Source organism: Leucothrix mucor DSM 2157 (genome assembly GCF_000419525.1).
Lineage (GTDB): Bacteria > Pseudomonadota > Gammaproteobacteria > Thiotrichales > Thiotrichaceae > Leucothrix > Leucothrix mucor.
Window position 1 is genome coordinate 4,810,052 of sequence record NZ_ATTE01000001.1, and the last position, 23,974, is coordinate 4,834,025.

The 23,974-nt window shown below is 46.9% G+C and carries 22 protein-coding genes and 1 tRNA gene; 15 read left to right on the top strand and 8 right to left on the bottom strand.

The features are described 5' to 3' along the window. Positions 1 to 2 precede the first annotated feature (2 nt). From LEUMU_RS0122080 to murU, 9 genes are all read left to right on the top strand, one after another. Positions 3 to 1,454: a glutamate synthase subunit beta gene (locus LEUMU_RS0122080; RefSeq protein ID WP_022954477.1), complete on the top strand. Its 1,452-nt coding sequence runs from the start codon at positions 3 to 5 to the stop codon at positions 1,452 to 1,454. 95 nt (positions 1,455 to 1,549) lie between these two features. Next, positions 1,550 to 3,307 (top strand): DNA primase, encoded by a 1,758-nt coding sequence (gene dnaG / locus LEUMU_RS0122085; protein WP_022954478.1) that lies wholly within the window; start codon positions 1,550 to 1,552, stop codon positions 3,305 to 3,307. 114 nt (positions 3,308 to 3,421) lie between these two features. Continuing rightward, positions 3,422 to 5,338: an RNA polymerase sigma factor RpoD gene (gene rpoD, locus LEUMU_RS0122090; protein WP_022954479.1), complete on the top strand. Its 1,917-nt coding sequence runs from the start codon at positions 3,422 to 3,424 to the stop codon at positions 5,336 to 5,338. A gap of 15 nt (positions 5,339 to 5,353) precedes the next feature. Then, positions 5,354 to 5,430: transfer RNA gene (locus tag LEUMU_RS0122095), tRNA-Ile, on the top strand. Between the two features lie 197 nt (positions 5,431 to 5,627). After that, positions 5,628 to 6,500, top strand: a complete 873-nt coding sequence (locus LEUMU_RS0122100) for a hypothetical protein (RefSeq protein WP_022954480.1) — start codon at positions 5,628 to 5,630, stop codon at positions 6,498 to 6,500. A gap of 179 nt (positions 6,501 to 6,679) precedes the next feature. Next, entirely contained in the window at positions 6,680 to 8,272 is a 1,593-nt protein-coding gene (locus tag LEUMU_RS0122105; protein ID WP_022954481.1) for a S1 RNA-binding domain-containing protein, read from the top strand. Between the two features lie 243 nt (positions 8,273 to 8,515). Then, entirely contained in the window at positions 8,516 to 9,415 is a 900-nt protein-coding gene (gene galU, locus LEUMU_RS0122110) for a UTP--glucose-1-phosphate uridylyltransferase GalU (RefSeq protein WP_022954482.1), read from the top strand. A 62-nt stretch (positions 9,416 to 9,477) separates the two neighbouring features. Next, the gene (locus tag LEUMU_RS0122115; protein ID WP_022954483.1) at positions 9,478 to 10,479 is read left to right on the top strand and encodes an aminoglycoside phosphotransferase family protein; all 1,002 of its coding nucleotides are present in this window, start codon (positions 9,478 to 9,480) and stop codon (positions 10,477 to 10,479) included. Beyond that, positions 10,476 to 11,141, top strand: coding sequence for an N-acetylmuramate alpha-1-phosphate uridylyltransferase MurU (gene murU / locus LEUMU_RS0122120; protein WP_022954484.1), 666 nt, complete (start codon positions 10,476 to 10,478; stop codon positions 11,139 to 11,141). Before LEUMU_RS0122115 ends, murU begins: the two co-directional genes overlap by 4 nt. A gap of 22 nt (positions 11,142 to 11,163) precedes the next feature. Here murU and lipA read toward each other — a convergent pair whose 3' ends face one another. Together lipA and LEUMU_RS0122130 are read right to left on the bottom strand one after the other, a co-directional pair. Next, complete coding sequence (lipA, locus tag LEUMU_RS0122125; RefSeq protein ID WP_022954485.1) at positions 11,164 to 12,126, bottom strand: lipoyl synthase; 963 nt, start codon at positions 12,124 to 12,126, stop codon at positions 11,164 to 11,166. Positions 12,127 to 12,287: 161 nt separating this feature from the next. Then, positions 12,288 to 12,833: a hypothetical protein gene (locus LEUMU_RS0122130; protein WP_022954486.1), complete on the bottom strand. Its 546-nt coding sequence runs from the start codon at positions 12,831 to 12,833 to the stop codon at positions 12,288 to 12,290. Between the two features lie 162 nt (positions 12,834 to 12,995). Here LEUMU_RS0122130 and ubiE point away from each other — a divergent pair, with 162 nt between their 5' ends. From ubiE to ubiB, 3 genes are read left to right on the top strand one after another with little or no spacing between them, the layout of a single operon-like run. After that, positions 12,996 to 13,748 carry a bifunctional demethylmenaquinone methyltransferase/2-methoxy-6-polyprenyl-1,4-benzoquinol methylase UbiE gene (gene ubiE, locus LEUMU_RS0122135; RefSeq protein WP_022954487.1) on the top strand — a complete coding sequence of 251 codons (753 nt, stop codon included), beginning with the start codon at positions 12,996 to 12,998 and terminating at the stop codon, positions 13,746 to 13,748. Next, positions 13,748 to 14,383, top strand: a complete 636-nt coding sequence (locus LEUMU_RS27320) for a ubiquinone biosynthesis accessory factor UbiJ (protein WP_022954488.1) — start codon at positions 13,748 to 13,750, stop codon at positions 14,381 to 14,383. The genes ubiE and LEUMU_RS27320 overlap by 1 nt, the downstream gene beginning before the upstream one ends. Continuing rightward, positions 14,380 to 16,035, top strand: coding sequence for a ubiquinone biosynthesis regulatory protein kinase UbiB (ubiB, locus tag LEUMU_RS0122145; RefSeq protein ID WP_022954489.1), 1,656 nt, complete (start codon positions 14,380 to 14,382; stop codon positions 16,033 to 16,035). The genes LEUMU_RS27320 and ubiB overlap by 4 nt, the downstream gene beginning before the upstream one ends. Before the next feature lies 1 nt (position 16,036). Here ubiB and LEUMU_RS0122150 read toward each other — a convergent pair whose 3' ends face one another. After that, on the bottom strand, positions 16,037 to 16,696 hold the full coding sequence (locus LEUMU_RS0122150; protein WP_022954490.1) for an outer membrane beta-barrel protein: 660 nt from the start codon (positions 16,694 to 16,696) through the stop codon (positions 16,037 to 16,039). Between the two features lie 156 nt (positions 16,697 to 16,852). Next, positions 16,853 to 17,689 carry a sulfite exporter TauE/SafE family protein gene (locus LEUMU_RS0122155; protein ID WP_022954491.1) on the bottom strand — a complete coding sequence of 279 codons (837 nt, stop codon included), beginning with the start codon at positions 17,687 to 17,689 and terminating at the stop codon, positions 16,853 to 16,855. A 39-nt stretch (positions 17,690 to 17,728) separates the two neighbouring features. Here LEUMU_RS0122155 and LEUMU_RS0122160 point away from each other — a divergent pair, with 39 nt between their 5' ends. The 3 genes from LEUMU_RS0122160 to LEUMU_RS0122170 all read left to right on the top strand — a co-directional run bounded on the left by LEUMU_RS0122160 (position 17,729) and on the right by LEUMU_RS0122170 (position 19,992). Further along, positions 17,729 to 18,685, top strand: a complete 957-nt coding sequence (locus LEUMU_RS0122160) for a tRNA dihydrouridine synthase (protein ID WP_022954492.1) — start codon at positions 17,729 to 17,731, stop codon at positions 18,683 to 18,685. 176 nt (positions 18,686 to 18,861) lie between these two features. Further along, positions 18,862 to 19,290 (top strand): response regulator, encoded by a 429-nt coding sequence (locus LEUMU_RS0122165; protein WP_022954493.1) that lies wholly within the window; start codon positions 18,862 to 18,864, stop codon positions 19,288 to 19,290. A 36-nt stretch (positions 19,291 to 19,326) separates the two neighbouring features. Further along, positions 19,327 to 19,992, top strand: a complete 666-nt coding sequence (locus tag LEUMU_RS0122170; RefSeq protein WP_022954494.1) for a cytochrome b/b6 domain-containing protein — start codon at positions 19,327 to 19,329, stop codon at positions 19,990 to 19,992. A gap of 15 nt (positions 19,993 to 20,007) precedes the next feature. Here the strand turns inward: LEUMU_RS0122170 and LEUMU_RS0122175 are convergent, their stop codons facing one another. The 4 genes from LEUMU_RS0122175 to LEUMU_RS27325 all read right to left on the bottom strand — a co-directional run bounded on the left by LEUMU_RS0122175 (position 20,008) and on the right by LEUMU_RS27325 (position 23,748). Then, positions 20,008 to 21,450 carry a cryptochrome/photolyase family protein gene (locus LEUMU_RS0122175; protein ID WP_022954495.1) on the bottom strand — a complete coding sequence of 481 codons (1,443 nt, stop codon included), beginning with the start codon at positions 21,448 to 21,450 and terminating at the stop codon, positions 20,008 to 20,010. 54 nt (positions 21,451 to 21,504) lie between these two features. Next, entirely contained in the window at positions 21,505 to 21,990 is a 486-nt protein-coding gene (locus tag LEUMU_RS0122180) for a c-type cytochrome (RefSeq protein ID WP_022954496.1), read from the bottom strand. A gap of 117 nt (positions 21,991 to 22,107) precedes the next feature. Further along, positions 22,108 to 22,899: an SHOCT domain-containing protein gene (locus LEUMU_RS0122185; RefSeq protein WP_022954497.1), complete on the bottom strand. Its 792-nt coding sequence runs from the start codon at positions 22,897 to 22,899 to the stop codon at positions 22,108 to 22,110. 15 nt (positions 22,900 to 22,914) lie between these two features. Beyond that, positions 22,915 to 23,748 carry a proteasome-type protease gene (locus tag LEUMU_RS27325; RefSeq protein WP_022954498.1) on the bottom strand — a complete coding sequence of 278 codons (834 nt, stop codon included), beginning with the start codon at positions 23,746 to 23,748 and terminating at the stop codon, positions 22,915 to 22,917. Positions 23,749 to 23,974: the final 226 nt, after the last annotated feature.

Sequence of the window (23,974 nt, forward strand, 5' to 3'; positions counted from 1 at the left end):
CAATGGGAAAAGTAACAGGATTTAAAGAGATAGAACGCAAAGACCGAAGCTATGCACCTGTCGAAACGCGAGTGGTTAACTTTAAAGAGTTTGTCATTCCGTTAAGCGATGAAGAGCTGAATAATCAAGGCGCTCGCTGCATGGATTGCGGTATTCCGTTTTGCCATAACGGTTGTCCGGTGAATAACCTGATTCCGGATTGGAATGATTTGGTCTACAACAACAAATGGAAGGAAGCGGTTGATGTGCTACACAGCACCAACAACTTCCCAGAGGTTACCGGACGTATTTGTCCGGCACCTTGCCAGGAGTCGTGCACCTTAAACCTGACGAGTGAACCAGTCACGATCAAGTCTATCGAGTGCGCAATTGTTGATAAAGGCTTTGAAAATGGTTGGATTTTGCCAGAAGTTGCGCAAATAAAATCAGGCAAGCGAGTGGCGGTTGTCGGCTCTGGTCCTGCGGGTATGGCGGCGGCGCAGCAATTAGCGCGAGCTGGTCACCACGTGGTGCTGTTTGAAAAAGAGTCTCGTATTGGCGGATTGATGCGCTTTGGTATTCCAGACTTTAAGCTGGATAAATCATTGCTGGATCGCCGGATGAAGCAAATGGCGGCTGAAGGTGTTGAGTTCCGTACTGACACCTGTGTCGGTGTAGATATCAGCACGAGTGACTTGTTGGCTGAGTTCGATGCAGTTGCATTGACCGGTGGTTCTGAAAAGCCACGTGATTTGCCAATTCCGGGCCGTGACTTGAATGGCGTTTACTATGCGATGGATTACCTGAAAGCCAATACTAAGTGGGTTCAGGGCGTACATGCTCGTGAGAACGTGATTTCAGCCGAAGGTAAGCACGTAGTGGTCATTGGTGGTGGTGATACAGGGTCTGATTGTATCGGTACTTCAACCCGTAACGGCGCGCTGTCGGTCACTCAGTTAGAGATCATGCCGAAGCCACCTGAGCATGAAGATAAGCAGCTGGTATGGCCTGATTGGCCAAACAAGTTCCGCACCTCGACTTCTCAGGAAGAAGGCTGCGAGCGCATGTTCTCAGTATCGACCAAGTCATTCATTGATGACGGTGAGGGCAATGTAAAAGCCATCGCTTGCGTCCATGTTGAGTGGGTAAAAGATGAGAAGGGTCAGTGGAAACTGAATGAAGTGGAAGGCTCAGAGTTTGAGCTTAAAGCGGATATCGTGACCTTGGCGATGGGCTTCCTGCATCCTGTTCATGAAAACATGATTGAGCAGCTGGGTGTTGAGTTAGACCCTCGCGGTAACGTGAAGGGTGAAACTGAAGGCAAGCAGGCTTATCATACCTCTTTAGATAAGGTATTTGCCGCAGGCGATATGCGTCGTGGACAGTCGCTGGTGGTTTGGGCGATTCGCGAAGGCCGTCAATGTGCTCGTGCAATTGATGAGTACTTAATGGGAAGCACTGTGCTGCCTCGTTAAACGAATTATCTCATCGAAATAAAAAAGCCTGTAGAATGCATTCGTTCTACGGGCTTTTTTGACGGCGACAATAATTAATTGAGTAATCAGGGTTTATGGCGGGTTTGATTCCACAGGATTTTATCGATCAGGTATTGGCGCGTAGCGATGTCATCGAAGTGATCAATGCACGTGTGCCTCTGAAAAAGCATGGTCGTGAGTATCAGGCGTGCTGCCCCTTTCATAATGAGAAAACACCGTCCTTCACGGTAAGTCCGACTAAGCAGTTTTACTATTGCTTTGGTTGTGGTGCGAGTGGTTCGTCAATTACCTTCCTGATGGAGTATGAGCACCTTGACTTTGTTGAGGCGGTTGAGTCGTTAGCCAGCTCAATGGGAATGCAAGTGCCTCGGCAGGAGGCTAAGCAACGCAGCCCGCTACAACAGAAGCAGCGCAAAGGATTAGAAGAGCTGATGGAAGAGGCGACTCGCTACTACCAGCAGCAATTGAAAAAAGCCCCTGCAGCAGTAGATTACCTGAAGCAGCGTGGCTTAAGTGGTGAAATCGCGCAAACGTTTAGTTTGGGTTACTCACAACAATCCTGGGATGCGGTGATTAAGTATCTCGGGAAAAACTATTCGCCACAGCAGATTATTGATTCTGGTTTGGCGATTAGCAAAGATAACGGTGGCAGTTATGACCGCTATCGTGATCGCATTATGTTTCCGATCCGGAACCGTAAAGGTCAGGTAATTGGCTTTGGTGGACGGGTGATGGGTGATGACACGCCTAAATACATCAACTCGCCGGAAACGCAGCTGTTCCATAAGGGTAATGAACTTTACGGACTCTACGAAGCACGAAATGCTACGCGAAAGTTAGATCGGGTGATCGTGGTTGAGGGCTATATGGATGTTATATCCTTGGCTCAATACGGCATCAGTTATGCCGTGGCGACACTCGGAACAGCGACGACCCGACAGCACATTGAAATGCTCTATCGCACCGTGCCAGAGATTATTTTTTGCTTTGATGGCGATCGGGCGGGAAAGGAAGCGGCGTGGCGTGCGCTGGAAAATGCTTTGCCGGTTTTGCGTGATGAAAAAGAGATTCGGTTCTTGTTTTTGCCGGAAGGTGAGGATCCAGATACGCTGGTTCGACGTATAGGACAAGAAGCATTTGAGGCCGGCTATGCGGAGGCTTCCTCATTAAGTAGTTATTTTATAGAAGGTTTAAGTAGCCGGTTCAATATTAGTAGCAATGAAGGCAAGGCTCGATTTTTAACCGAAGCAGGTGGCTTGTTAAAGCAAGTTCCGGAAAGTTTGTTAAAAGATCAGCTGATTGCTAATTTATCGCGCTTAACGGGGGTTGAGAAGCGGTCAATATTGAGAGGGCAGGGAGCCGAGCCGGAAGCGGTGCGCAGCCAGCCACAGCGCGCTAATCCCGGAAGTCGTAGACAAGTTCAGCGTACACCGATTAAGTATGCGATTACGCTCATCCTGTCACAGCCATCGTTGGTCGGGTTGGTCGAAAATCCCGAGCAGATTGCGTTATCTGGCCTGCCAGGAGCGGATTTATTGGCTACACTTATTGAATCTATAGAGGAGAGTCCTCATATTAATGCAGTGTCATTACTGGAACGCTGGCGCCACACGGATCTTGAGGCGCCGTTATTGCAATTAATGAAGTTGCAACCCGGCAGTGATGACGATGAGGTTTTGAAACAGGAGTTTCAGGACTGTCTACGGTATATTCGTACTCAGGCTAATGAACTACGGCTAGAAAACTTATTGCACAAGGATAGAAATGATGGGCTGTCGCAACAAGAAAAAAACGATGTTAATTTTCTGCTGCGACAAAACAAAGCCTCATAATATCGAGTCGCTGTGAGAGATGCTGTTTGCGATAGTCTGGTGGGTAAATAATGTATGTAATGCACTTTGGTGTGTTATCATACTCGATTAACTTTTTTTCGGGAACTCAGTTACATGAGTGGACAAGAGAAGCAGAAGTCTAGCTTAAAGTTATTGATTTCTAAAGGTAAGGAGCAGGGCTACCTTACCTACGCTGAAGTCAACGATCACCTGCCTGATACTATCGTCGATCCTGAACAGATCGAAGATGTTGTCAGCATGATTAATGACATGGGCATCAAAGTATTTGAGAAGGCACCCGATGAAGATAGTCTGAATCTGGGTGACGAGACAGTTGATGCCGATGAAGACGCAGCGGAAGAAGCCGCAGCGGCGCTAAGTAGCGTAGACAGCGACTTCGGTCGAACAACAGATCCCGTACGTATGTACATGCGTGAAATGGGTACGGTTGAGCTGTTGACACGTGAAGGCGAAATCCAAATTGCAATACGTATCGAAGAAGGCCTCTATGAGGTTCTAACATCTTTGGCTGAATTCCCGGGGTCTGCAGAATACGTTCTGGAGCGCTTCGAGAAGATCGAGCTGGAAGAAGTTCGTCTGACGGATGTTGTGAATTCATTTGTTGATCCGGATGCGGATCGTCATGCCGTTGTAGCGCCACCTCCAGTGGTTGCCGAGCCTGAAGTGGCTAGCACCGATGATGACAAAGACGGTGATGAGAAACCTGATACTGACGATGATTCTGAAGTTGATGTGGATGGCGCAGGTGATGATGACGATGAAGATGAAGAAGTCATCGACACTGGTCCTGACCCTGAGGAAGCTCGCGAGAAATTCCTACAGTTGAAAGAGTTGTATGACGCAGCGGTTGAAGCCAGAGATGCGGATGACATGAGCCGTTACGCTGAGATTCGCGTGGCTCAGGCTCGTAAGCTGTTGGAATTTAAGTTTACTCAGCCAGTTATCGATCACTTGGGTGGACAGCTTAGCGAGATTATTTCTCAGATTCGCGGTTACGAACGTCAGATCATGCGTCTGTGTATTGACCGTGCGGGTATGGCTCGTAAGGATTTCATTGCAAGCTTCCCACAGAACGAGACTAACCAAAGCTGGTTGACTGATGTGATGGCTGCGAAGCCTGCATTGGCATCAGCACTTGATCTGTATTCGGATGATATTCTGAAACTTCAGAAGCAGCTGATCCGCATTGAGAATGAGACTCGTCTGTCTATTCAGCAGATTAAAGACATCAGCCGCAGCGTGTCTGTGGGTGAGGCGAAAGCCCGTCGTGCTAAGAAAGAAATGGTTGAAGCAAACTTACGTTTGGTTATTTCGATTGCAAAGAAATACACCAACCGTGGTCTGCAGTTCCTCGATCTGATTCAGGAAGGTAATATTGGTCTGATGAAGGCCGTGGATAAGTTTGAATATCGCCGTGGTTATAAGTTCTCAACTTATGCGACATGGTGGATACGACAAGCGATTACCCGTTCTATTGCAGATCAGGCGCGTACTATTCGTATTCCAGTGCATATGATCGAAACGATTAATAAGCTGAACCGTATTTCCCGTAAATTATTGCAGGAAAAAGGACGCGAAGGCACGCCGGAAGAGTTGGCGGAAGCGATGGAAATGCCGGAAGATAAGGTTCGTAAGGTAATGAAAATTGCCAAAGAGCCTATCTCAATGGAAACTCCAATCGGTGATGATGAAGATTCTCACTTGGGTGACTTCATTGAAGACGGTAATGTTCAATCGCCAATGGACAATGCAACGGCATCGAGCTTGGGTGAAAGTACCCGTGAAGTGCTGAGCAGCTTGACTCCACGTGAAGCAAAAGTTCTGAGAATGCGCTTTGGTATTGATATGAACACCGACCATACTCTGGAAGAAGTAGGCAAGCAGTTTGATGTGACGCGTGAACGTATCCGACAAATTGAAGCGAAGGCGTTAAGAAAATTGCGTCATCCGAGCAGATCGGATATGCTACGCAGCTTCTTGGAAACGGATAACGATACTACGTCTCGTTAATGCGTTAACAGGTCCGGGCCCATAGCTCAGTTGGTTAGAGCAGCGGACTCATAATCCGTTGGTCGAAGGTTCGAGTCCTTCTGGGCCCACCATATTAGAAAGCCCCCGTAACAGCAGTGTTGCGGGGGCTTTTTTGTGTCTGTGGCTTTATCTAAGCGAAATATATGCATTTTTATTAAAATCTATTTGATATCTGCTTATTTTTAATTCATTATTGTTGTGTAAAAAACAGGCAAAGGATTTGCCGAGACTGAGTTCCTCCTGAAACAATACCCCGCCCGGCCATTTGATGACGACAAAAATAACCATTGCGAGCTTGGTGCTGATAGCACTGTGGCTGGCATCAAGTTGGTATCCCATAAAATATCTGAGTGATATGCGGCTTGGTAGTACCCAACTGGTATTTTTTGCCTTTATTGCGGCTACCTTGGTCACCGCGCCTTGGTTGTTTCTACAGGTTCGCCAGTGGATTACTCAGAGTAAAGCACTGATCCTAATTGCTATCGGTGGTGGTGTAGCAAACACCTTGTTGCACTTGGCTGTTTTGAATGGCGAATTACTGCGTGTGCTACCTGCTTTTAGCACAGTGCTGATGTCGCTGTTGTTGCTTGATCAGATCTTTTTTTCCGTTGAGCCTAAGTTCTCTCGAAGTCTAACGTTGGCTAGTCTGGTGTTAATTGCCAGTATTGGTATGCGCTCTTTGTCAGGCTTTGGTGGCATTCAATCGAATGAGATTTTAGCGGGTTTGGCAGGCGTTGGTTTTTACTTGGCATTAGCGATTAGTATTAAAAGCGGAAAGCAGTTACCGCTCATTAGTAAAGTGTCTGCCATTATGGTGTGTAGTACCTGGTTTGTTGGGATGATTATTATTTTTTCATCACACACGTCCAGTTTCCCCGAGCAGTACGCCATTACCCTCAGTGGTGTTTACGGTTTGATGTACCTGCTGCCATCGGTTGTCATGCTCTGCTGGCTTGCGTTGCACTATGAAACTAAGCACTTGGTTTTTTGTTTTAGTCTGCTGTTGGCATTTCATCTTGCAGGGTTGATCTTGCTTGATAAATTGGTCATTTCTCAGGTAGTGCTCGTTATTCTTGCTTTATTGCTTGCGTTAGCGGCTTGGCAGCTGCGCCTGATTACCAATCAGGTTTCGCGACAGTAACGTTTTTAGTGTTCAATTAAATAACTATAAAAGATTGTATTTAATATTTATCAGCTAATTTTTATCTGAATTGTTTAAAATATGCCCAGCTAAATGTTATCATAGCCAACTTAATATCCTCCTCACTTTGAGATTTATCCAGTCATCACTTTTGCTCTTTAATTCCGAATGGTTTGTATATGTTCCTAAACCCTGTTGTTAACTTACTACAGACTATTGTCAGCAAAAAGAAGGCTGTGGAAGAGACTGAGAGTGTCATTGGTTGGGATGAGCTTGAAGATGCCTATGAGAATGAGACGGTGGTGTTGGGGTACCTCGATCATCGTGTAGATCGTGGTTATATCATCCGCTTTGGCGAGGTTAGAGGTTTTGCGCCGCGTTATCGTTTTGACTTGTGTGAGTACGATGAGATTCCCGACGTTTTTCTGAATAAGCCACTCCCCTTTATCATTTTGAGTATCGATTACAGCAATGACCATTTGGTGGTCTCGCGAATTGATGCTGTTCAGATGCTGCATCAGGAATACCTGAGTTCACTGAAAAAAAATCAGATTGTTAAGGCTCAAGTGACGGCGGTGATGCCGAATTTGGTCGCGCTAAACCTGTCGGGTATGACCTGCCTGATTCCTCATAATGAGTTAAGCTGGGGTGAATTTGAACATCCTTCTGATCTGGTGAGTATTGGCGATTGGCTTAGTGTTAAGTTGCTAAAAATTGTACCTACCAAGGCCTATATCACCGCTAGTTTGAAGCAATTGGATAGTACTTGTTGGCAACGGTTTACAGATGAGTTCTCTGAGGGAAGTGAGGTCTCGGTTGTCATTACCAATGTGACTGACTTTGGTTACTTTGTTTCTTATCGTGGTGAAGTTTCAGGAATTTTGCATTGGTCAGAAGTGAGCTGGGGAGCACGTAACCGTCAGCAGGCTATGCAATACGAGAAGGGTGAGCAGTTAACGGTTAAAGTCAGTGCCTTGGACTTTGACAAACAACAGGTTTCCTTTAGCTTAAAAGCGATGCAGCCAGATCCTGCAGACCAGGCTTGTAGTCGTTATCAAATTGGCGATGTGGTTGAGGGCATTGTGCGCTCCCGTACAGACTTTGGCTTGTTTCTTGAGATCGCTGAAAACTTTAATGGCTTGCTCCATTTTTCAAACCTCTCTTGGTATACCAACTCAAAGAATAATCTGGTCAACTTTCGTAGCGGGATGACGATTAAGGCCAAGATTGTCGATATTGATAAGAGTAATGGTCGCGTTGGTTTGGGTTTAAAGCAGCTGTATGACAATCCTTTTGAAGTGTTGCCATCACCGCATAGCCTACTAAAAGCGGAAAGCTTTCCACGGCCCGTAAGCATCGGCGTGACGTCATTTTTTCAGGCGAATTGTCATAATCAGATCGTCGCTCAGCTGGAAGATATGCGCTACAAAATGCGTCAGCATGTTGACCTTACCATCGACAATTTATTTTTTGAAACAGATGATGTGATCTTGCCGGAAATTCTGCTGGTATTAATCAGTGATGACTATTTGAGTTCAGAAGGGCATAAGGTGTTACTAGAGCTGTTGTCTTCTCACTCTGGGGTGAAGCCATTAGTGATCCCTATTGTCGCTGATTCGGTTATGACAGGGCGGGAAGATCCATTGTTGGAGCTTGCTTGTTTGCCCGTTGATCGCGCGCCTGCCCAACAATGGCGGGTGAAAAGTGCGTATTGGTCAACAATTAATAAATCGCTGATCAAAGCGGTGCGATATGTTGCTGGTTTAAAGTAAAAATTACCGATTACTAAACCTCACTTTTTTTGTGATTTTTATGTACACTCCAAGAGGTCGCTGCTTACTAATGGTTATTTTATGTATACCAGCGGTCGTGTCTTCTAGATTAGCGTACTTGGTCGGCGTGGGTTCGATGTGTCATAATTATACTTAAGCTATACGATTACAGGGCTAATCTTAAAGGCAGTGATAACTAATAATAATACACAGCCCCTAAATAATTCCTATGAGAGTTAAAAAATGAGTAATAACAAAGTCCGCAAAGCCGTCATTCCTGTAGCAGGTCTGGGTACCCGCATGTTGCCGGCAACTAAAGCTATCCCTAAAGAGATGCTGCCTGTTGTTGATAAACCGATGATTCAATACATTGTGAATGAATGTATCGCGGCTGGCATCAAAGAGATTGTGCTGGTAACTCACTCTAGTAAAAACTCAATTGAAAACCATTTTGATACCAGCTACGAGCTTGAAGCGACGCTAGAAAAGCGTGTAAAGCGTCAGTTGCTGGATGAAGTCCGTTCTATTTGCCCTGAAGATGTCACGATTATGCATGTGCGTCAGGGTGTTGCTAAAGGTTTGGGGCATGCCGTGTTATGTGCAGAGCCATTAGTTGGTAAAGAGCCATTTGTTGTGGTGTTACCTGATGTCATTATCGATGATTATTACAGTGATCCTAAGACCGAAAACATGGCGGAAATGATTCGCCTATTTAACGAGACTGGCGAGAGTCAGATTCTGGTTGAAGAAGTGCCAATGGAGCTGGTTAGCGGTTATGGTGTGGCTGATGTAAATGGCCATAAACTGGCCCCAGGTCACAGCGCACCAATGACTAAAGTGGTTGAGAAGCCACCGGTTGATCAGGCACCTTCTAACCTAGCGGTTGTAGGTCGTTATGTATTATCAGCTAATATCTGGGACTTACTTAAGCACACGCCAGTTGGCGCGGGTGATGAGATCCAGCTAACCGACGCGATTGCGATGCTGATGAAGCAGGAAACGGTTAATGCCTTTAATATTACCGGTAAAAGCCATGATTGTGGTTCTAAGCTGAGCTATATGATGGCTAACGTTGAGTATGCTTTGCGTCACCCTGGTATTGGTGAGCGTTTCAGAGCTGCATTAAAGAAGATGGATATATAACAGACTATTTTTCTTTGTAGTTGATGGGCATAATAGACTCAATATTATAACAATGAGCTATTATGTCCATCGATCAACGCCTGCAACAACTCACCGACTGGGTTCGTTCTGAAAGACCTTCCGCCACTTTAGCACCGGCTTCTGCTGATGCCAGTTTCCGCCGCTACTTTCGAGTATTGGACTCTGGAAATAGCTGGATTGCCATGGACGCGCCACCGGAAAAAGAGAGCCTCGACTCTTTTATCGATATCACCCATCGCCTACTTCAGGCTGGTATACAAGCACCGGGCATTCACCAACAATCGCTAGAGCATGGATTCCTGTTACTGTCCGATCTTGGCAGTACCCCTTATCTTGATGTGTTGAACTCAAATACTGCTGATGCGATGTATCACGATGCGGTAACTGCTCTGGTTAAAGTGCAGCAAGCAGATATCACTGGTTTACCTACTTATGATACAGCCTTGCTCCAGCAGGAAATGTCTTTATTCCCTGAGTGGTTTTTGGGTACGCATTTAGATATTACGCTGTCTGAATCTGAGCAAGTGGATTTAAATGATATCTTCAATCGTTTGGTCCAGTCTGCGCAACAACAGCCACAAGTTTTTGTTCACCGTGACTATCATTCCCGCAACCTCATGGTTACCGAGCAACACAATCCAGGTGTTATTGACTATCAGGATGCTGTGCTAGGGCCTGTGACTTACGACTTAGTTTCATTATTGCGTGACTGTTATATCGCGTGGCCAGAGCATCAAGTCCGAGCTTGGGTTCAGCAGTATCAAACACTGGCAACTGAGCAGAAAATACTAGAAGCAGTTGATACGGATACCTTCTATCAATGGTTTGATTGGATGGGCCTACAGCGCCACCTTAAAGTTTTAGGGATCTTTGCAAGACTGTCTCACCGTGATGGCAAGCAAGCGTATCTAAACGATTTGCCGCTCACTCTGAGTTACGTTTTATCAGTGGCTAAGCGCTACCCTGAAATGGCTCCATTGGTTGCACTATTTGAGCGTTATGATATTCCACAACGCATTGGAACGGTTGAGTTATCCGCATGAAGGCAATGATACTAGCTGCCGGTTTAGGCACACGGATGCGTCCTTTAACTAATCATGCCCCAAAGCCATTACTGCCCGTGGGTGGAAAGCCGTTAATCGTTTGGCATTTAGAAAAGCTTCAGGCTTGCGGATTTACAGAAGTTGTAATTAATATTGCGTGGCTTGGCGGCATGATTCCTGAAGCTTTAGGCGACGGAAGTCAGCTAGGTTTGTCCATTCAGTATTCCGATGAACGTGATGAGCCTGTGTTGGAGACTGGTGGTGGCATTATCAAAGCTTTGCCACTTTTAGGCGATGAGCCTTTTCTGGTAGTGAATGGCGATATCTGGTGCGACTATAACTTTCAGGCTGACTTTAAATTGCAGGAAGGGGATTTAGCGCATTTAGTACTAGTCGATAACCCGCCACATCATCTGGAAGGAGATTTCTTGCTACAAAACGGACGATTACTAGAAACCGGCGAGCAAAAGCTAACCTTCAGTGGAATTGGCTATTATCACCCTGATCTATTTGCGGACTTGGAGTACGGAAAGCGTGCTCTAGCACCAGTACTACGTGACGGAATGCGAGAGGGGAAGGTTAGCGGAGAACGACACTCCGGCGTGTGGTTAGATATTGGTACGCCAGAGCGTTTATCAGAGCTAGATAAATCCTTGCTCTGACGTACCATCATCGAAGGGTCGATTAGTTAGACTTAATCGATCCTTCAGCTTGTAAATCGGCATGATAAGACGAGCGAACCATTGGCCCACTGGCGACATGCGTAAATCCCATTTCGTAACCAATGGTTTCAAGCTGCTTAAACTCATCCGGTGTTACAAAGCGCTCAACCGCCAAATGATCCAGACTTGGCTGTAGGTATTGGCCTAAGGTCAGCATGTTGCAGCCATGATCTAGTAAGTCCTGCATCACTTCCTGAACTTCTTCTAAGCTCTCACCCAGTCCCAGCATTAAGCCGGACTTGGTCGGAACATCAGGATACATACCCTTAAAGCGCTTGATCAGATCCAGCGACCATTGATAGTCAGAACCCGGACGTGCTTTTTTGTATAAGCGTGGAATCGTTTCCAGATTATGATTGAATACATCCGGCGGAGACTTGCTCATTACTTCCAGCGCAATATCCATACGACCACGGAAATCCGGTGTCAGAATCTCGATATTGATGCCAGGGTTCATCTCACGGGTCACACGAATACAATCCACAAAGTGACCAGCGCCACCATCGCGTAAATCATCACGGTCAACTGACGTAATAACCACGTATTTCAGTCCCATCGCCTTGATAGTTTCTGCCATGTTCATTGGCTCATCAGGGTCTAGTGGGTCAGGACGGCCGTGTGCCACATCGCAGAACGGGCAACGGCGAGTACAAATAGCACCCATGATCATAAAGGTCGCGGTGCCTTTGGTGAAACACTCGCCCAAGTTAGGGCAGGCAGCTTCTTCACAAACCGTATTTAACTTTTGCTCGCGCAGAATTTCTTTCAGACGCCTTACTTCAGGTGTAGTCGGAGCCTTGGCGCGAATCCATGACGGCTTGCGCTTAATCTCAGTGCTTGGAATAACCTTCACAGGGATGCGTGCAACTTTCTCTGCACCACGTAATTTAACGCCTTGTGTAACGCTAGGAGTGTTTTGGCTCATAAGTGTATAACCTGAAACTCAATACAGAATCAAAGGCTGAGTATAGCAAAGTTTACTCAGTATGCTCAGACAAAGCAGAAATGCCGGGGGCAATTTTTCTAAAGGCGGGGAATACTTGTTTGTTACGGTCGGGCTAATCAGAAAGCCCGACCGTTTGGTGATTACTTACGGCTAATAACAGTCACCACAGGACCTGCACGACGATTCAATGCATCAGTCAGTTCGCAATCTGCTTTTTGAACGGCATTGTGGTGTGTGTGGTCGCCATGCTGAATAACAGCACCCGCACGGTAGCTTGGTGGCGTAGTCACACTGCTGCTATGTGCTGGATGGTTCTGCATTGCTGAAGCTTGGCCATCTTTTAAGCCTTTGCGGTAACCGGCTTTAAAGCAATCCTGACAGCTGGCAAGGCGTGGCTTTGCAGGGGAATGAGCAGGGGTAACGGCAACCGTATGTTGCTGAGTGACTGCTTGTTCGGTTTTACCTGCAACAGTTTCCGGACAATTTGCCTTGAAATACAAAGTGGCTTTGTGGGATTCAGTATACTTGTCGCGGTCACTCCATGATTTTGGATTCCCTTTGTAATCGCGAATCACTTTAGCGGCAGCACCACACATGTTCATATGGGGTACTTCGGGCCAAGCATGAGCCGGTGCCGCGAAGATAGTCATTAAGAGAATAATGAAAGCAAGGCTAAGTTTTTTCATAGTGACGTTTCCGTACAATTATTGTTTAAGTTTGTTGAGCCAGTTGGTAAAACACTGACGATGGTTGTTACAATGCAGCATTGCTTTGCGTACGGTTAGTGCAAAACTGACCGTCGTTGTATTCCTTTTTATGAATGGTCTAAGCGACTATCAGGTAACAATATGTCAGACAAACAAGAAACCACTCACTTTGGCTACCAGAATGTAGCCGTTGAAGAAAAGGCAGCTAAAGTGGCGGAAGTCTTCCACTCAGTTGCAGGAAAGTACGACATCATGAATGACCTGATGTCGGGCGGCGTTCACCGTTTATGGAAGCGCTACACCATTAATAAAGCTGGCGTGAAAAAGGGCGACAAGGTCCTTGATTTAGCCGGTGGAACAGGTGATTTAGCGGCTAAGTTTGCGCGCATCGTTGGTCCTGAAGGTAAGGTCACCTTGTCAGACATCAACGAATCCATGCTGGAAGAAGGCCGTGCACGCCTGACCAATATGGGTATTGCTGGCAACATTGATTACGTACAAGCCGATGCTGAAGACTTGCCATTTGATGACAATAGTTTTGATTTGGTCACCATGGCATTCGGTTTGCGCAATGTGACGCATAAAGAAAATGCCTTGCGCTCAATCTTCCGCACCCTAAAGCCTGGCGGCAAATTAATGGTTCTGGAATTCTCTAAGCCTGTCGTTCCGGGCTTAAACGTTATATACGATCATTACTCATTCAAAGTGCTGCCGTTTGTGGGCCAAGTCGTTGCGAATGATGCAGAGAGCTATCGCTATCTTGCTGAATCCATTCGCATGCATCCTGATCAGGAAACCTTGAAAGGCATGATGCAAGAGGCTGGCTTTGAAAACGTGAGCTACCACAATATGACTGGTGGCATTGTCGCCTTGCATACCGGATACAAGTTTTAATGCAGCTACCCGTTTCGATATTGGCACTGATTGAAATTGCGCTGAATGCGTATTTGCGCCTAGATGGCGAGGCGCTAACTAACTGCGCCTCGCTGGAAGGCAAAATTATCGCCCTGAATCTCAAAGGGCCAGCGCTAACCTTGTACTTTTTACCGAGCACTCAGGATATTCAAGTGCTGGGTGAATACGTTGGCGAGCCTGATGCTACCATTCGTGGTTCGGTTGCAGGCTTGATGCGTTTGGGTGCCAGTAACGATAGTGTGAGTACCTTGCTGGAAACCGATGTGGAAATCCTGGGCGACTTACGCAGCGCTGAAGCGTTTAGCAAAATCTTATCTGATGCTTCCATTGACTGGGAAGAGATTCTATCCAAATGGGTAGGGGATGCCGCTGCGTTTCAAGTTGGCAGTGCGGTTCGTAGCTTAAATGGTTGGCTGAAAGACAGCTCTGAGTCGATGAAGCTTAATACCGCTGAGTACTTGAGCGAGGAAAGTCGCGTGCTACCTGCTGAGGCAGAAGTGCGTGAGTATATGGATAAGGTGGATGAGGTGCGGATGGCGGTTGATCGCCTCTCTGCACGTATCAGTGCCTTGCCAACAGCAGATTCAGCTAATAAGGAAAGCGCTGACGAATGAAAGTTTTTTCTCAGGCGCGTCGCACGCTGACGATTGGCCGCGTACTTATCCGTTACGGTCTGGATGATCAACTGTTTGCGGTTCCGGCCTTGCAGCCCTTACGCTATCTCTATCGCTTAATGCCATGGAAATGGAAAAAGAAGGAGCATCCTGAGCCTGCGGTTGCCATGCGCTGTGCCTTAGAAGATCTTGGCCCGGTGTTTGTGAAATTCGGTCAGGTGCTGTCAACCCGTCGTGATATGTTGCCAGAGCGCTTTGCCGATGAATTAGCGCGCTTGCAGGATAAAGTGCCGCCATTCCCCAGTGATCAGGCACATGCCATTATCGAAGAAAATTTAGGGCGACCAATTAAGGATGTCTTCCTGAAATTTGATAATGAGCCCTTAGCCGCAGCCTCCATTGCGCAGGTTTATTCTGCGGTATTGCAGGATGGTGAGCAGGTCATTGTTAAAGTCGTACGTCCGGAAATAGAAAAGGTTATCCAGCAGGATATTGACCTGATGTTTCTGATGGCGCAGATGGTTAGCCGCCTGAGTAATACCGGCAAGCGTCTAAGGCCTGTCGAAGTGGTTGCCGAGTACGAAAAAACTATTTTCGATGAGTTGGATCTGCTACGTGAAGCGGCGAACGCCAATCAGTTACGGCGCAATTTTGAAGGCTCCGATATGCTGTATATCCCGAAAGTGTATTGGGATTATTGCACGACTAATGTAATGGTCATGGAGCGGATCTTTGGCATTAATGGTGGCGATATTGCTGCTTTGAAAGCCTTGAATACCGACATGAAGCGATTAGCCGAGCGTGGCGTTGATATCTTTTTTACCCAAGTATTCAAGCACAACTTCTTTCATGCCGATATGCATCCCGGCAATGTGTTTATGGATGCTAGCAACCCCGCAGACCCCAGCTATATCTCTGTAGACTTTGGGATTGTCGGTTCCTTGGATTTGGCTGATCAACGCTACCTCGCTGAAAACTTACACGCCTTTTTCAATCGCGATTATAAGCGAGTAGCCGAAGCACATATTGAGTCCGGTTGGGTGCCTGCTGAAACCAGTGTTGTCGAATTTGAAGCAGCGATTCGTACTGTTTGCGAGCCAATTTTCCAGCTACCGATGAAGGATATTTCCTACGGAAAGCTATTATTACGCCTGTTCCAGACGGCACGTCGCTTTAATATGGAAGTGCAGCCGCAGCTGGTATTGCTGCAAAAGACCTTATTGAATATCGAGGGAATGGGGCGCGAGGTATATCCTGACCTTGATCTATGGGTAACTGCTAAACCATTCCTGCAGCGCTGGATGGATGAGCAAGTTGGTTTTCGCTCGCTAATCTCTGGCGCACAAAAGAATCTGCCAAAGTTTATTGAGCAGCTTCCGGGTATGCCGGTGGCTTTGAATGAAGTGATTCTTCAGCTGCATTGCCAGCAACAGCAGCAAGCGCAACATGCGAGCGCGCAGGCAGATAACAATCTTCTGGAACTAAAGCGCGCTAATCAGCGGATTGTGCTGAGCATTGCGGGGTCGGCACTATTGCTAAGTGCGATGGTTAAAGATGGTTTGAGTATGGCTGGGGCGGAAAGCCCACCAACAACCCCGCTCATGGCAGGGTTGGGGCTAATTTTACTGTGTTACGCGATTTTCAGGCGTTAATTTAGAAGTTAATGCGTAAACCGGCGCTGGCAGATTCGTCTTCTTCACCTTTGGTGAGGTTAACACCAACCGCCATGCGCTGGTTGATATTCATTAAACCACCGACTGTGGCAGAGGCTTGATTGCGGTTATCGACATCTTCATAACCGACACTAGCAAGGCCTTCAAAGCGTGAGTTGAATTTATGGCGTAGACCTAAATCCAAGCCATAGCCGCCACCTTCTTGGTCATCGTCAGAAAAGAAGAAAGAATCCACGCCGTTGATAGTGACTGATTTGGTGGTGTAGTCGGTTTCAACATACTTTACTTCACCAAACAAATCGGTACGCGGCCCTACCGCACGGTGTGCTCCGACACCAATCTCAAAGCGCTCAGCTTCAAGTTTTCCTTTAATGTCTAATGGCTTGCCAATATCAAAGGTGTGCGTTGTGCTTCCCTTGCTATACGCTCCAATCAGGTTAAAGTTCGGGCTAATCGCAACCGATCCCTTAACTGCAATCCCGTCGGCACTATCAATGCTTTCGTTCAAGCCGCCATATTTCAGGTCATAGTTAGTGGTGCCATAACCCAGATCTAAATAGTTGTAGTTGAAGTTGCTGCTATAAGCGTTAGCACTGGCTAGCAGCGCTGCTGATGTTAAAACAAGTAATGGTAGTTTCATGTTTAAATCCCTGTGTCCTAAGTTCCCATTTATAGGGTTGTTTAATTGACCTTGCTGAAAGCAAAAGGGGGCTCTGATTTCAGGTGTCTCTGGTGTATTAGTCCTAAAGGAGGCAGGGATCGTTGCATTAAAATTCAGTTAGCTTCGCGTGAGGGCTTAAAGCAGCCCGGTTATGCCATCCCATAGCAGCTTCAAGCCAGTAATGAACAAGAACACATAAGCCAGTCGGTAAAATAACTGCTCGGGGATTCGGTGGTGCAGCACGATGCCCAAATACATTCCAACAAATGCCAGAGGGAGGAGCACCAAAGATGTCACCAAGTTGTCAGTATTTAATTGTCCCAGCCAGAAATAGGGGATGAGTTTGATGTAATTAATCAGTGTGAAAAAGAGGACAGTTGTTGCCTGATAGACGCTTTTCTCCAGCTTAAGTGGCAATAAGTACACGCTGATTGGTGGCCCGCCTGCATGGGCTACGAAGCTGGTGAAGCCAGCAATACTGCTCCAAAAGCGCCCCCAAAATATGGATGGTGCCTTCTTATTATCACTGCGTTTAAACCAATACTGCAGCGCAAAGCCAATGGCAATCACCCCTAATAACAGCCGCACCGCACTGGCATTAAAGTAATGAAAACTCAGGGAACCTAACAAAATCCCCACTACCGCCGCTGGAATCAGGTTTTTGATCAGCGTCATATCCCATTGTTTCCAGTAGGCTTTAACACCGATCAAATCCATGGTGCATAGCACGGGTAATAAAATGGCTGCAGCCAGTACCGGATCAACTGCAAAGGTCAGCATCGGCACTGCAACCACTGCCAGAGCGCCACCGAAGCCACCTTTAGAGATGCCGATAATTAAGATGGCAGGAATGGCCATCATATAAAATAGAGGATCTTGCAGCATGGGATTGGCTCGCAGGCTTTTGAAAGGAGGCTTAGTATCCGCATAAAGGGCATTAGAATCCACCCGCATTTCACGATAATGTGCCACAATGCGCTCCCTGTTTATTCTGTAACGATTGATAGCTGTATGCGAATTATTTTGGCTCCGATGGAAGGTGTAGTTGATTACGAAATGCGTGATGTATTGACGCGTATCGGAGGCTTTGATCGCTGTGTGACTGAATTTGTTCGGGTGACAGATCAGCTGATGCCAGCAAAAGTATTTTTGCGCTTTGCGCCAGAGCTGGAGCGTGGAGGTGTGACACCATCCGGTGTGCCGGTTTATTTGCAGCTGCTGGGCGGAAGTCTGCGTTACATGGGGCTGAATGCCGCACGTGCTCAAAAGCTGTCACCGCCTGGTATCGATATAAACTTCGGCTGCCCATCCAAAACAGTCAATAAAAGTGATGGCGGTTCAGTGCTATTGCGGGAGCCGAGCCGGGTTGGTGATATTGTGGCCTCGGTGCGTCAGGCGGTTGATCCTGCGATTCCGGTCACAGCCAAAATCCGTCTGGGTTTTAGTAATCCTGACTTTTTGAGCGAAGTGGTTGAGCGTATTGTGGATGCGGGTGCGGATGAGGTGTGTATCCATGCGCGAACCCGTGAAGATGGCTATAAACCGCCAGCCTATTGGTCTGTGGTTAAAGCCGTGGCTGCTCGCACGCCGATTCCCGTGATTATCAATGGTGAAATCTGGTCAGTTGCTGATGCGCTAAAAGCTCGTGAAGAGAGTGGCTGTACCGATATTATGCTAGGACGCGGCGCGCTAACCTATCCGGACTTGGCCTTGCAGGTAAAAGCAATGGATCAGCAGGCACCGAAGGCAGAGTTAAGCTGGGCAGAAGTGCTGGAGATGATGCTGGTGTATTTGCATCGTTCAGAGAATGCCCACCCACGCTTTGTGAGTAACCGCTCCAAACAGTGGTTGGTATTCCTTCAACGCCACTACCCCGGTGCAGCTGACTTATTCCAGCGAATCAAGCGATTGAAAGAAGCAGATCAGGTATTTGCAGAAATTACGGCTTATCTGAAAGCCCTTCATTGATCATCAAAATAGCTTACTATACTCATAGAAATAATAAAAAATTCGAGTGTCTATTCTGTAATTGTAATCCCCCAATACATTGTCTACAGAAGCACAACCCATAGGTCAGGCAAGATTGATTGTTTGGAGCTTCGTATCCGGATGCTATCACTTTGAGCCTGTTTGGTAGGTGTTAAATGAAGTGTTTGCTAACAGATGATAACAGTGTCAATCGTGTAGTTGGTTCCCGTATTTTAGAAAAAATGGGCCATAAAGTGGTTACTGCCAAGAATGGCCTTGAAGCCGTGGAAGCTATTTCCGCTAGTCGTTTCGATTTGGTGTTTATGGATTGCCAAATGCCGGTTATGGATGGCTACATGGCAACCCGAGAAATTCGCAAGCTATCCCGCGATCATATCAATTTCAATATTCCCGTCATTGCCTTAACGGGCCATGCGTCTGATGGCAATCATATGGACTGTATTTTAGCCGGTATGAATGCCCGTATTAGCAAGCCCGTGGATCTTAATGAGTTGGAAGATTTGTTAATACGCCTGAAGCCACAGCTGAATCGCCGACTTGAGCTTTACCTTCAAAGGCATGGTTCTGTTGAAGCGGCTATGTGATAATTAAAGCCATTTTTATCTTCAAGAGTGCTGAAAATGGCAAAAGTTAAAGTATGGGATTTGCCGATACGCTTATTCCATTGGATATTAGTGGCGTGTTTTGCGTTTTTGTTTTTAAGTGGCGAGACGGGTTATCTGTTTGATTGGCACCCGGTCATCGGTATTGCGGTGCTTGCTTTGCTGTTGTTCCGGATTATCTGGGGCTTTGTTGGCAGTACCACCGCTCGTTTCTCAAACTTCCTGTATTCCCCTGCGCGTATCATTGCCTACGCGAAAACGTTACTAAGCCGCTCCGCTGAGCCACATGCAGGCCACAATCCATTGGGTGGTTTAATGGTGTTTGCGATGCTGGCTGGTTTATTGTTTCAAGGTTTTACCGGCTTATTCACGACCGATGATGTACTGGTCGAAGGGCCGCTCTACAGCTATGTTGATGAATCGACTGCAGAATGGTTTGGCAGTTTGCATCATCAAAGTTTTGAAATTCTGATGCCATTTGTGGTGCTACACATCGCTGCCATTATCTTTTACCGTGTGTATAAAAAAGCGAACTTGGTAACGCCAATGATTAATGGCTACAACGAATTACCCGAAGCAGAAGCGGGTCAGCTGAAAATGGTATCGGGTTGGGTCGGTGTTGTGCTGATGGCCGCTTGTTATGCCGTGCTGTACTTTACATTCCGCTGGTTAGCGGGCTACTAAAGCACAGCTCTACACTTATTCAGGCTTTTCGCTTTTACGAATCACTGCATACGCGTCTAGCGCTCGTTGGCGCGTAGCAGAGAGATCAACAATCGGTTCTGGGTACTTCGAGTTAGCCAATTGAGTGGCTGGAGCCAACCAAGGCTCATGAATAAACTTATCATTCATTGCGCGCAGCTCTGGAATCCAGCGGCGAATGTAATCACCTTTAGGGTCAAACTTCTTAGACTGAGTCACTGGGTTAAAAATCCGGAAATAGGGCGCAGCATCTGCCCCGCAACCTGAAGCCCATTGCCAGCCAAATGCATTACTGGCGGAGTCGGCATCAACCAAGGTGTCACGAAACCAAGCCTCTCCAACTTGCCAGCTGATCAGTAAATTCTTAGCGAGGAACGAGGCAACAATCATTCGAACCCGATTGTGCATCCAGCCTGTCGCCCAAAGCTCACGCATACCCGCATCAATAATTGGGTAGCCTGTTTTGCCATGCTGCCATGCTGCTAAATGCTCAGTAACTTCATCACCTGTTCGCCAAGGGAAGTTATTAAATTGCGGGTACATGGCTTGCTGTTGAGTTTCGGGGAAGTGGTATAGCACGTAGTAGGCAAATTCTCGCCACACAACTTCCTTTAAAAATGTCTCAGTGCCTTTATCCAACTCACTCAATGGTATTTCTTGCAAAGTGCGATAGATAATTTGGCGCGGACTGATTTCACCAAAGTGTAGGTGTGGTGATAAGCGTGAGGTCCCTGATGTTGCAGGAAAATCTCTTACATCTTTATAATCTTGAGCACCGGCTTTTTCCAGGAATTCGGTCAGGCGCGAATCTGCAGCGGCTTCGCCAATCTCCCAAGACTTAAGCATAGTGTCGCCCCAGGGTCTGTCGGGCAACAGCGATAAATCATCCAAGCTGATTGCTTCAATGATATCTAGTTTGGGTGGCTTAGGAATGTCACTTGGAGTAGGCGAGGGTAATCGCTCTAAGCCCGCAGCATGGACTTGCTTCCAGTAAGGCGTATACACCCGATACGGTGTACCATCCTTTTTTAAAATCTGCCAAGGCTCATTCAGTAAGGAGGCATTTTCACTATGGGCCAGAATCGACTCTGCCTTAAGCGCAGCCTTAATCGCCGTATCACGTTCAATGCTGTGCGGATCATAACAACGATTCCAAAGCACGGCTTCAGCATCCAGTTGAGAGACCAGCTCCATAAGAATGGCTTTTGCGTCACCTTGGAACAGCAGAAGGTCGCTGTGGTGATCTTGCAGCGAGTGCTTTAACTTATCCAAGCTATGATGCAACCACACACGACTGGCTTCACCGAGTGGCAAATCTTGCGTGGAGTAGTCATCAATATAGATCGGCAGAACCTGTGTATATTGCTCACAGGCTTGCAAAAAAGCGGGGTTGTCGCTCAGGCGTAGATCCTGACGAAACCAAAAGATAGCGGTACTCATAAAACAGCCGGACCTGCTGTTAAAGCACAAGTCCGGCGTTGAGCAGTGTGGTGCTTATTCTTTTTCACGGAAACCAGTATGGCAGCCTTTGCAGGTCTTTCCCGCATCAACGAATGCGGCTTTAGTTTTATCCATATCACCGGCTTTAGCGACTTCTGCTAGTGCTGCTGCTGCCGTTTGAAACTCAACCATCTGCTCATCAAAATCGGCTTTGTTATCCCAGATTGCTGCTTTCGCGCGAGTGTCGTCAGAAACGCCCGCTACCTCAAAACCAAAAGGCGCTAATTGCGATAGGGCAGCCAGTGCATCAGCATTTTTGGAGAATGTGTCTTTATCGAATTCAGTTTTTCCTTTAACCATGTCACCCATGGTGCCGAAGTGGTGGCCAACCATTTTATAGGTACTTTGGCGGTATTCAGCGGCATCTTCCTGAGCTTCTTTACTTGCGCCGTGGCTAGCGGCAAACGCGATGGTGCTGGCTGCGGCTAAGGTGCATAGAGTTACAACGGTAGCGATCGAGTGCTTGCGTAATGCGTTCATGTTGACCTCGGAATTGAATTAATTAAGAACAGATATAGCAACATTATTGTGAGCGTTTTACCAGCCACACAACCTTACCATTTAATGAAATCTAGAGAAAATTGTGTGGTTTTATACTTAGGATAAACGGCTAAGTAGCTCTGCCTTTTTGGTAGAGAACTCGTCTTCTGTCAGAATGTCCTTTTTACGCAACTCAGCCAATTGCTCAATAATTCTGAACACGTCATTGCTGTCGGTTGTGTTTTGTGGCGCTGCGTTTTGGGTCTGATTCTGTACCGGCTCAACATACGGTGTTTGTGTGTTGGCAGGTGGATTAACCGGTGGGTTATAGACTGGCTCCGGTGCGACAGGCGCTTGGCCATTCACAGAAATTAGCGGCAAGTTCAGGGTAGAGAACGACCCGTACTGACTGCTGAACGTCATGCTGTTATTGTCGCCTTGTTGCTGCGAAACGCCACCAATTTGGTGATCCAGCGTGTCATAAATACTGACTTCGCCATTCACATCAACCGCCAAGCGATGAGAGCTTGGGAAGTACGCATAGCGTGTGTTGTTCTGCCCGCCAGATGATGAAGGAGAGCCTAGGTCGGCGCGCCACCAGTTATCGTTTACAGAAGGTTGTGCGGGTGCTTCAAACATATTCTGTGAGCTAGCTAACAAGTTAGACAACTCGCTGCACAAGCCATTTACTTTCGATTTAATGCCATAGTTAAACATATCGCCAACCATGGTCATTCCGCCTTGCATCCACTGGCCTGAGCCACCCAGCTCCGGATGGCTGAATTGCGCCATCGTTCCGCCGCCGTTTATAACAGCGTTGAGCATGGTCAGGACGGCATCATAAGATAGCCCGTAACGCTGAGCTAAACCATTAATGATGTCGTGTCCCTGAGGGGTAAGTTGTTGCATAACAATTAGTCCAAATTAGTTTGGTAGTTGTACGGGCTCGATATCGGGCTGCGTACTATTTACAGGTTCTGAAACGGGTGCTGGTGGTGCAAAAGTGGGAGACAAGGAGGCTTTAGTCGGGCCGGATAGCTCGGGCAGCTTTGGCAATTTGCCGAAGGCTTCCAATAAGGTTTCACCCCAACGGGTCCGCAACAAACGTAAGTACGGATCACTGTTTCTGAAAATTCGATAGTCGCCTTGTACCAAGCTATTGCTGGTGTAGCTGAATATTTCGATCGGTGGCCCAACTGTCACATTACTGCGCATGGTGGAGTCCATCGAAACCATCGCGGCACGAATTGCGTCATCTTCTGAAGTATCTTCCTGAATCACCCGATCCAGTAACGGCTTGCCATACTTGATTTCACCAATCTGTAAGAAGGGCGTCATCGTTGGGCAAGTGATGTGATTACCTTGCGGATAAACCATAAAGATTTCAGGCGGGTCCATGCCAATCTGGCCACCAATAATAAAACTGGCTTCGGCATTAAAGCCGGAGTTCATTTGATTATTGTGCTTATTTTGCATCATTTGACTAACGCGCCCGATATAGTCGGCCGCATCAGATAAGTATTTGACATTGTGCAGGTTGGTTTGTTCACTTTCGCGTATATCGCGATTTACCTGCATCACCACATCTTGTGTTGTGGCAAGGTTTCCAGCACTCAGTAATACAAACTGCCGCTCACCCGGAATCCCCCAGCTAAACATTTTGCTATAGGCATTGACGTGATCAGGGCCGGCATTGGTTCTTGAATCGGATGCGAATACCAAATGGGTATGTGTTTTGATGGCTATACAGTAAGTCATGGAGTGCTTGTCGTTATAAGTTCTAAAAAGGTAGACCCTGAAGGGAATATCATCCACTTTGTATCATATTTGCAACAATCATGCTTCAGATCAAGAGTGCGCTGACCCATTCTGATATTGTTTTAACAATTGGACTTGAGATCATTGAGACAACAGGGTATTACTAGTAGTGCGGTTTCATTGCTAACCATAGTACCCGCAAATCCCCTATTTTACTCTATATATC